General features: G+C 71.8%; 5 protein-coding genes, 1 tRNA gene and 1 other RNA gene. 5 read left to right on the top strand and 2 right to left on the bottom strand.

Annotated features, from left to right (window positions below; all coding sequences use genetic code 11):
- Positions 1–132: 132 nt before the first annotated feature.
- Positions 133–217: transfer RNA gene (locus AB0J33_RS11555), tRNA-Ser, on the bottom strand.
- Positions 218–299: 82 nt separating this feature from the next.
- Between AB0J33_RS11555 and ffs the strand changes: the two genes are divergently transcribed.
- Both ffs and AB0J33_RS11545 read left to right on the top strand, forming a co-directional pair.
- An RNA gene (gene ffs, locus AB0J33_RS11550) (signal recognition particle sRNA small type) lies at positions 300–389 on the top strand.
- Positions 390–611: 222 nt separating this feature from the next.
- Positions 612–3,629: a DNA polymerase III subunit gamma and tau gene (locus tag AB0J33_RS11545; RefSeq protein ID WP_363612348.1), complete on the top strand. Its 3,018-nt coding sequence runs from the start codon at positions 612–614 to the stop codon at positions 3,627–3,629.
- Between the two features lie 62 nt (positions 3,630–3,691).
- Here the strand turns inward: AB0J33_RS11545 and AB0J33_RS11540 are convergent, their stop codons facing one another.
- Complete coding sequence (locus tag AB0J33_RS11540; RefSeq protein WP_363612346.1) at positions 3,692–4,363, bottom strand: DUF998 domain-containing protein; 672 nt, start codon at positions 4,361–4,363, stop codon at positions 3,692–3,694.
- A gap of 202 nt (positions 4,364–4,565) precedes the next feature.
- On the opposite strand from AB0J33_RS11540, the gene AB0J33_RS11535 reads away from it, so the two are divergent.
- From AB0J33_RS11535 to AB0J33_RS11525, 3 genes are all read left to right on the top strand, one after another.
- The gene (locus AB0J33_RS11535) at positions 4,566–4,874 is read left to right on the top strand and encodes a YbaB/EbfC family nucleoid-associated protein (RefSeq protein ID WP_363612415.1); all 309 of its coding nucleotides are present in this window, start codon (positions 4,566–4,568) and stop codon (positions 4,872–4,874) included.
- An 8-nt stretch (positions 4,875–4,882) separates the two neighbouring features.
- On the top strand, positions 4,883–5,476 hold the full coding sequence (recR, locus tag AB0J33_RS11530) for a recombination mediator RecR (RefSeq protein WP_030328135.1): 594 nt from the start codon (positions 4,883–4,885) through the stop codon (positions 5,474–5,476).
- 138 nt (positions 5,477–5,614) lie between these two features.
- Entirely contained in the window at positions 5,615–9,658 is a 4,044-nt protein-coding gene (locus tag AB0J33_RS11525; protein ID WP_363612344.1) for an SGNH/GDSL hydrolase family protein, read from the top strand.
- The last annotated feature ends 53 nt before the right edge of the window (positions 9,659–9,711 follow it).

Here is a 9,711-nt window from a genome sequence, read left to right as displayed (position 1 = left end):
TTCTTCTGTTTCCCCCCCCCCGGTTCGCGTCGGGGTTTGCTTGGGGCTCCCTCCCCGGTTCTCTTTTGTTCGCCGCGGGCCCCGCCCCCCCCCCCGGCGGGCCCCCCTCGCCGCTTCTACTGCTCAGGCGAGCGGAGGATACGAGATTCGAACTCGTGAGGGTGTAAACCCAACACGCTTTCCAAGCGTGCGCCCTAGGCCTCTAGGCGAATCCTCCGCGAGCCAGGATACAGGCCGCTGTCGGGCGGGCCACCCCACCACCCCCTGAAGATCGACCGGCGGTCGGGTAGGCTGGGCGTCACCTCCCGTGCGGCGGTATCTCGTGAACCTCCCCAGGGCCGGAAGGCAGCAAGGATAAGCGAGCTCTGCCGGGTGCACGGGAGGCCTTTTCGTCTGTGGGCCGGTTGATCCACTCGACATCCGTGATGTCGCGGTGTCCCGGGCACGCGGACACCCCGATTTTCAGGAAGCCGAGTCGATCAAGCCCGGCGGCCAGGTCGCGAGCCCGACGGCCCGGTCGAGCGGCGCGGCAACCCAGGCGCCCCGGCGGGGTGGGTGGTCACCCGCGCCCGACCGGCGCAGAATGGCTCGGTCGAGAGGAGGCGGGACGAGTGACGCTGGCGCTCTACCGCAAGTACCGGCCGCGTACCTTCGCTGAGGTCATCGGTCAGGAGCACGTGACCGAGCCGCTGTCGCAGGCGCTGCGCAGCGGACGGCTCAACCACGCCTACCTCTTCTCCGGCCCGCGCGGCTGCGGCAAGACCTCCAGCGCCCGGATCCTGGCCCGCTCGCTCAACTGTGAGCAGGGACCCACCCCCGAGCCGTGCGGCAAGTGTGAGTCCTGCCGCTCGCTGGCCACCGACGGTGCCGGCTCGATCGACGTGATCGAGATCGACGCGGCCAGCCACGGTGGTGTCGACGACGCCCGCGAGCTGCGCGAGCGCGCCTTCTTCGCGCCGGCCAGCAGCCGCTTCAAGATCTACGTCATCGACGAGGCGCACATGGTCTCGACCCAGGGCTTCAACGCCCTGCTCAAGCTGGTCGAGGAGCCTCCGGAGTACGTCAAGTTCATCTTCGCCACCACCGAGCCGGAGAAGGTCCTCGGCACGATCCGGTCGCGGACCCACCACTACCCGTTCCGGCTGATCCCGCCGAAGGTGCTCCGCCCGTACCTGGAGCAGCTCACCGAGGCCGAGGGCGTCGCCGTCGAGCCGGCGGTCTTCCCGCTGGTGGTCCGCGCCGGTGGCGGCAGCGCCCGGGACAGCCTCTCGGTGCTCGACCAGCTCATCGCCGGCGCCGGCCCGGAGGGTGTCAGCTACGCCCGGGCCGCCGCCCTGCTCGGGGTCACCGACGCCGCGTTGATCGACGAGATGTGCGACGCGCTGGCCGCCGGGGACGGCGCCGCCGCGTACGCCACCGTCGACCGGGTGGCCGAGGCCGGGCACGACCCGCGCCGGTTCGCCTCCGACCTGCTGGAGCGGCTCCGCGACCTGATCGTGATCCAGCAGGTGCCGGACGCCGCCGCGAAGGGCCTGATCGACGGCCCGGCCGACCAGATCGAACGGATGGCCGCCCAGGCTTCGCAACTCGGCCCGGCCACGCTCTCCCGCTGCGCCGACATCGTGCACGACGGCCTGGTGGAGATGCGCGGCACCACCGCGCCCCGCCTGCTGTTGGAGTTGATCTGCGCCCGGATGCTGCTGCCCGGCGTGGACGACTCCGCCGGTGGCCTGCTCCAACGCCTGGAGCGGATGGAACGTCGGCTCACCCTGGCTGGCACCGACGCGCCGTCGGCCACCGCCGGCTCCGCGCCCGCCACCCACCCGGGGGTACGCCCACAGCCAGCCACCCCGGTTCCGGCTGCCGCCACCCCGGCGCCGGTGAACGCCCCGACCTCCGCACCGCCGTGGACGGTCGACCCGGCGGTCTCCCCGACGCAGAACGCCGCCGCCCCGGCTGCTCCGGTCGCCGGGGCAGCCGCCCCGACCTCAGGTGCACCTGCCTCGTACGTCTCGGCCGCCGACTCGCCGATCCCGGCGTCCCCCGGTGCGTCGACCGGTTCGGCCCCCACTGACCAACCCGTACCCGTCTCACCCGCCGGGCCGGCCCCGCGTCGCGTGGTCCCACCGTCGGCGGTGCTTCCCGACCCGGCCACGCCCGCGCCGCCCCGACCGGGTGCGCCGGCCGCCGCGCTGGACGCGGTCGCGGTCCGCCGCGTCTGGCCCGACGTGGTCGGCAAGGTCAACCGGACCAACAAGCGGATCGCCGCGCTGATGCGCGACGCGGTGGTCCGCGAACTCGACGGCGACATGCTGGTGCTGACGGTGAAGTCCACCGTGCTGGCCAAGATGATGGCCGATCACGCGGCGGTGCTCACCGACGCCCTCTACGAGGAGTTGGGCGGGCGCTGGCAGATCCGGTGCGAGGTGGCCGGCGAGCGCGGAGGCGCGTCGTTGTCCGGCCCACCGCGCTCGCAACCCGCCGCACCGGCCCGACCCGCCGCACCGGACACCCCGCCCGTGGCGGCGCCGACCGCCGCCGCCCCGACGAGCGCGCCGCCGGCCGCCGCGAACCCGAACGTCGGGGCTGGCCCGAGCGCCTCCGCCGGTCCAGCGCCCGCGGTGCCCGCTGCGGCGAACCCGAACGTTGCGGCTGGCCCGAGCGCCTCCGCCGGTCCAGCGCCCGCAGTGCCCGCTGCGGCGAACCCGACCGACGCTGCCGACCCGGCTACGCGAGGCGCTGCCGACCCGGCTACGCGAGGCGCTACCGACCCGGCTACGCGAGGCGGTGCCAGCGCGGCTACGCGAGGCGCTGCCGACCCGGCTGTGCGAGGCGGTGCCGGCGCGGGTTCCGGCGGTCACGGTGCCGCTGGGCAGGGCGAGGCAGCGCCCGCCGCCCCGGCGGCGGACGACGAGGGCGACTGGCCGGAGGCGGCTCGTCCCGGCGGCGGTGCCCCCGCCGCCGAGGCGACGGACGACGAGGACTGGCCGGAGGCGGCCCGACCCGGCGGCGGGTCGGCCGGGTCGAGCCCCGACGCCCCCAGCTCCACACCGGCGCCGACCGGCGTGAACGGCAGCGCAGCGAGCGGCAGCATCGTGAACGGCAGCGCAGCGAACGGCGGTGGCGCGAACGGCAGCGGCACCATCGGCGGTGGCGCGAACGGCGGCGGACCAGGCGGACCAGGTGGTTCGGGCGGTTCGGGTGGTTCGGGTGGCCCCGGGGCGGCGGCCGGTGGCGGTAAGCCGGGCGGGCGGGGTAACCCCACACCGGCGGCCCGGCAGCCGGCGACAGCCGGTGGTGCGCCGGTGAGCAGCGCCATCGCCGCGGCTCGCGCGGCGGCGGCGGGGCGCGGTGCGCGTACCGGAGCGGCGGCCCGGCCCATCGCGGACGCCGAATGGGCCGGCGAGCCGCCCTACGACCCGGACTTCGACGGCCCGGCGCGGGCCGGCCGGCCGGGTGGCGCGGCACCGGCGGCGGCCCCGACCTACGAGGGGTTCGACCCGGGCGACGAGCCGTTGGACGAGATCATCGACGAGAAGACCGCCCGAGAGTCGAGCGAGGAACAGGCGGTGCGCCTGCTTCGGGAGACCTTCGGCGCCGAAAAGATCGACGAAGTAGACGCCCGCTGACAACCCCCACCCCGTCTCGGCGATCTTGCAGTTTCGGTCGTCGTCTTGCGTGGAATGGCCCGTTATGTCGAGGCAGAAAGTGCAAGATCGCGGAGGGGAGGGGGTTCGGCGAGCAGGACGCCGAGGCAGCAGGCCCAGAGCGGGAAGGGGAGGACGGCTACCCGTTCCATGCCGCCCACGCCGATCCCGACGCCCTGCTGGGCGAAGAACAGCGCCGTGCCGGCCAGCGCGACGAGCCCGGCGGTGAGGGTGAGCCGTCGCCACCGGCCGAGCGTCGTGGTTCCCGGCGCGAAACCGGCGAGGAGCAGGCCGACGTTGCCCACCCCCATGATCAGGAATGCGCCGAGGACGTGCAGGTTCTCGTCGACGTCGGCCGGGTACGCGGCGGCCAGGGCGTATCCGCCGCTGGCCGCCAGCAGGAGCGTCTGAGCCGAGCGCACCACCGGGCCGCGTCCGAGGATCCGCCAGGTCAGCAGGAGCCCGGCGGCGAGCAGTACGGCGGTGGCCAGTGTCGCGGCGTTCATCAGTGGGTGCCACGGTGAGCAGACGTAGCGCGGTCGGCTGGTGTCCCAGACGCCGCAGTGGGCGTTGCCGAGGTCGCTGATGTTGTGAGTGGCCCAGCTGTACGTCGGCTCGCGCCACCGCAGCCCGGTGACCAGGCTGGCGACGAGGAAGATGGGTACGGCCGCGACCCAGCACAGCGCGCCGACCCGGCCGATGCGGTTGAGGTTCATGCCACGAGCAGACCAGCGCGGCGGGTCGCGGCGCACTACCAGCAGACGGCCGGTTCGGGGTAGGGGTAGCCGTACCCGGAAGGCCCGGCGTGGGCGGACGCACCGGGCGGGGCGAGGTCGGTCCCAGCGGATAGGCTGAGCGGCGGTCGAGCAGACGAGTGCGAGAAGGAGCCATCCCGTGCGCCCAGGTGGACAGCCGAACATGCAGCAGATGCTGAAGCAGGCGCAGAAGATGCAGCAGCAGATCGCCGCCGCCCAGGCCGAGCTGGCCGAGGCCGAGCTGACCGGCACCGCCGGTGGCGGGCTGGTCACCGCGACCGTCTCCGGCGCCGGCGAGCTCAAGACCATCAAGATCGACCCGAAGGCCGTCGACCCGGACGACGTGGAGACGCTGGAGGATCTGGTCGTCGCGGCCGTGCACAACGCCGCCGAGGCGGCCCGGGAGCTGACCGAGCGCAAGATGGGCCCGGTCGCCGGCGGCATGGGCGGCCTCGGCCTGCCCGGTTTCTGAGCCGGCAGATGTACGAAGGTGCCATCCAGGATCTGATCGACGAGCTGGGTCGGCTGCCGGGCGTGGGCCCGAAGAGCGCTCAGCGGATCGCGTTCCACGTCCTGTCGGCGGATCCGGCCGACGTCAACCGGCTGGCCGGCGCGCTGCGCAAGGTCAAGGAGCTGGTCCGGTTCTGCACGACCTGCTACAACGTGGCCGAGTCCGAGCAGTGTCGGATCTGCCGCGACCCGCGCCGCACCGACGAGGTGCTGTGCGTGGTGGAGGAGCCCAAGGACGTGGTGGCCATCGAGCGGACGGGTGAGTTCCGCGGTCGCTACCACGTGCTGGGCGGCGCGATCAATCCGTTGGAGGGGATCGGCCCGGACAATCTGCGCATCCGGGAGTTGATGATCCGGCTCGGTGGCGGCGGTGTGCGGGAGTTGATCCTGGCCACCGATCCGAACACCGAGGGCGAGGCGACCGCGACCTACCTGGCGTTGATGGTGAAGCCGATGGGCATCTCGGTGACCCGGCTGGCCAGCGGGCTGCCGGTCGGCGGCGATCTGGAGTACGCCGACGAGATCACCCTCGGTCGGGCCTTCGAGGGCCGCCGGGCCGTCTGACCCCAGCAGATGGTCGCCGCTGGGCGGCACCGTCACCTGCCGCCGTGATGGGCGGACGGTGAGTCGGTGATGACACTTGGGTGAACTCCGTCGGGAGGATGAGGGCTCTTCTCTCCGCATCCCTCGACGGAGGTCACCGTGCGCCGGTTCCTGGCTCCGCTACTCGGAATCGCGGTGCTGATGCCGCTGGTTCCGTCTCAACAGGCGGCCGCGGCCGCCTCCGTCGGCCCCGCCACATCGACAACCGTCGGCCGGCCGGCTGACCCGGACCGGCCGGCTGATTCGGACCGGGCGGCTGATTCGAACCGTCGGGCTGATCCGACCCGGCCGGCCGACCCGGACCGGGTCGTCGATCCCGACCGGCGGCTCGGCGCGACCTGGCGGCGTTCCGCCGACCGGGTGGTCACCACCTCGTCCGACGAAACCGGTCTGCACGTGCTGGTGGCGGACGGTAAGGAGGCGTACCGCTGGCGGACGGCCGCCACGCTCGGTGAGCCCGGCCTGCCGACGGACCAGTGGATCGGTCAGGTCTGCCTGACCGGCTCCGGTCGACGCGCGGTGGTGGTCTACGCGCCCCGGGAATTCACGAACCGGGAGAACCTGGTCAACGCGGGAGCCTTCGCGGCGGTCGTCGACCTGGACACGGGCGCTGTCACCAAGCTGCCCGAGCGCTACTCCCTGGCCTATCACAACCCCGGCTGCGGGGCGGGAGAGACGGCGGTGCTGTCCCGCCTGGAACTGCCGGCATCGCCGCGGGCCGGCACGGCGGCGCGAACCACACTGGCCAGAGTGGACACCCGCAGGCCGTCCGCCGCCCAGAAGGTGGCGTCGCCCGGTCAGCTCACCTCGGCCATCCCGGTCGGTGACGACATCATCGCCGCCAAGGGCGACGCTCTGCTCACCCTCGACCGCCGCGGAGCGGTCCGGGCGACCCTGCGGACCGGTGGATCACCGTTCCGGTTGATGGCGGACGGTCCCCGGGACGTGGCCCTTCAGGTGGCCCGGGGAGACCAGGTCGACCTGGCGCGCATGACCGGTGGTCACGTGCTGGCGCTCGCGACCGTGCCGACGGGCACGGTCAAGCTGCGCGCCGGTGGTGGCGGCCGGGTCTTCGCCGTGGGCGGGCGGGCCGCGGACCGGCTCGTCGGCAAGCGCCTCCCCACCGGGTGGCGCGCGATCGACGCGCCGCCCGACAGTGACGTCTCCCGCACCGGTGACCTGGTGGTGACCAGGGCCGTCACCGGTCGGGAGGCGTCCGGGCAGATCGGGGGTTCGCCGAGCGACGGTCGGACGGACCGGGTCGACATCAAGGCTCGACTGCGTACGGGCGCGGATGTCGCCTTCACGGTGCTGCCGAGTGGGGGCGCCGGGCGGGCGGCGCCGGGCGCGGGCGCGGGCAGGACGGGTAACGCGACCACCTTCGCCGACCCCAGCCCGGAGACCGTGGCGTACGACCTCGACGGCTCCTGCGCGGTGCGCCGCAACGATCCGGGCATCCAGGTGTACCAACCGACCCGCGAGCAGGTGGAGTGGGCGGCCGACCTGGCGGTGAACGGACAGTTGACCTTCCAGCGGGCGGCGAACTGGGCGAACAACGGCCTGCCGGCGTACTCGCCGCAGGGGATGTTCCCGTCGATGCAGCTCACCGGCGGCGGCACCGTGCCGGCGCAGGTGTTCCTGGGGATCCTGGCGCAGGAGTCGAACCTGTGGCAGGCCAGCTTCCACGTCGTCGACGGTCTGGCCGGGAACCCGCTGACCAGCCTCGGCTACTACGGGCTGGACCTGCTGAGCCCGGACTACACCAAGATTGACTGGACGAAGACCGACTGCGGTTACGGCGTCGGTCAGGTGACGTCCGGCATGAAGAAGAGCGACACCGACCAGTGGCTCGCGGGCGTGCAGTGGGACGCGACGAAGCAGAAGGCGGTGGCACTGGACTACACCGTCAACGTCGCCGCCGGCCTGCGGATCCTGCAGGACAAGTGGAACCAGACCCGGAACGCCGGCCTGATCGCGAACAACGGCGACCCGAGGTACATCGAGAACTGGTGGTTCGCCATCTGGGCGTACAACACCGGCTTCTACAGCCAGATCCCGCAGAGCCCCACCCTGCCCTGGGGGGTGGGCTGGGCCAACAACCCGTCCAACCCCAACTATCCGGCGGATCGGAAGATGTTCCTGACCCAGCCGCTGGACGTGCCGGGCGCCACGCCGCCCATCGACGACCAGGTCGGTTACGACAACGCCAAGCACCCGAACCACTGGTCGTACCCGGAGCGGGTGATGGGCTTCGCCTACACCTCGCTGCGCCGCTACAACTACGAGACCGGCAACTACAGCCCGACGTACGCCACGGCGCAGGAGCGCAACAAGCTGGTCGCCCAGCCGGAGCGGTTCACCTTCTGCGTGCCGGCCCAGAACGCCTGTGACCCGAACGTGTCGGAGGTGCCGGGCGACTATCCGACGGAGAAGCCGGGCCCGTGCACCCGGGACGATCTGAAGTGCTGGTGGCACTCACCGGTCACCTGGACGGACTGCCAGGTCAACTGCGGTCTGGAGAACCGGCGGTACACGAGCGTCGAGCCCCGCCCGTACGGCTCCAGCATCTACGACTCGCAGTGCAGCCGAACCGGACTGCCGAGCAACGCGTTGATCATCGACGACATCGACAGTGCGTCCCCGCTCGGCCCGCAGGGCTGCCAGCGGGACTACACACCGGCGGGCAAGTTCTCGTTCAACTATCCGTCCCGGGTCGGGCCGAACAACGTGACCATCTATCCCGGCAAGGTGGACACCCACCAGATCGGCGGCGGTTTCGGGGGTCACTTCTGGTTCACGCACACCCAGAGGTACGACACCGCGCCGGAGAAGGTCACCGGGCGGTGGACGCCGACCACGCGACTCAACGGCTGGGCCAAGGTCATGGTGCACATACCGGACCATGGCGCGCACACCCAGCAGGCGAAGTACGTGATCAACACGGGGTCGGGGCAGAAGACCCGCTACATTCCGACCCGGACCGAGGCGCACCGCTGGGTGACCCTGGGGACGTACCAGTTCGCCAACTCGGGTGCCCAGTCGGTGGAGCTGAGCAACATCAGCGAGGACGGCAACGGCACCGAGGACGTGGCCTGGGACGCTCTCGCGTTCGTCCCGCTGAGCGCCAAGCCCCGGCACTTCGTGGTGGCGATGGGTGACTCGTACGGCTCCGGTGAGGGCGCCGGCAGCTACTACTACGAGACGGACAACAACTACGGCAGCCGAGCCTGGAACGCCTGCCGCCGCAGCACCAAGTCGTGGCCGCTGTTGACCCGCCTTCCCGGTTCGTCGAGTTCGATCTCCAGTCGGCTGGCCAGCCACGACCAGAGCCTGGACTTCCAGTTCGTCAGCTGCTCGGGGGCGACGGCGGACCAGATGCAGAGCACCAGTACGCCGAGCTACTGGCAGAGTCCGCCCAGCGCCATCGGTGACTACGGCTATGCGGCGGAGGGGCAGTTCCGGGAGATGTCCCAGATCGAGTCCGGCGTGCTGGACGGCAACACGACGCTGGTGCTGCTCTCGGCCGGCGGTAACGACGCCGGCTTCCCCGACACGATGACCAAGTGCGCGGAGGAGGCATGCGACACCGCCAGCTACGAGACGTTGGTGCAGCAGCGGATCGACAGCGCGCAGTTCCAGGTGCGTCAGTTGATCGACGCGGTGGCCGCGAAGGCGGGCAACGCCACCATCATGCTGGCAGGCTATCCGCGCATCTTCGCCAGCTATTACATGGACTCGTGCGTCTTCGGCCGGTACACGGCGGGCGAGATGGGGATGATCAACAGGCTGGCCGTCTACATGCGGGACGCGCAGCGGACCATGGTCGACGCGGCGCGCGCGGCCGGGCGGAAGGTGCAGTTCACCGACATGGTCGAGGGCATGCTCGACCACGGGACGTGCCGCAAGTACGACGTCGGCCACGACATCCTCGTACCGGACGACATCAACAGTGTGGTCGCCGGCCCCGAGGGTGAGGGCGACTTCCGGCTGGTGGCCAACGACGACTACGCGACCTGCGTCGGCTGGATCACGGCCGGCTTGAACGTCTGCATCAGTCGGGCTTCCTTCCACCCGAAGGACACCGGCGCGGTGACATACTCCAACGCCGTGACGTCACGATTGTCGGCGGTGGGCTACAACTGAGTGCTCGGGTGGGTCCGCGCGACGAGCGCGGGCCCACCGGCGTACCTCTGGGA

This window comes from Micromonospora sp. NPDC049645, from assembly GCF_040675155.1.
Lineage (GTDB): Bacteria > Actinomycetota > Actinomycetes > Mycobacteriales > Micromonosporaceae > Micromonospora.
Note: the sequence above shows the minus strand (reverse complement) of the source record. Positions and strands in the feature narration are given on the sequence as shown.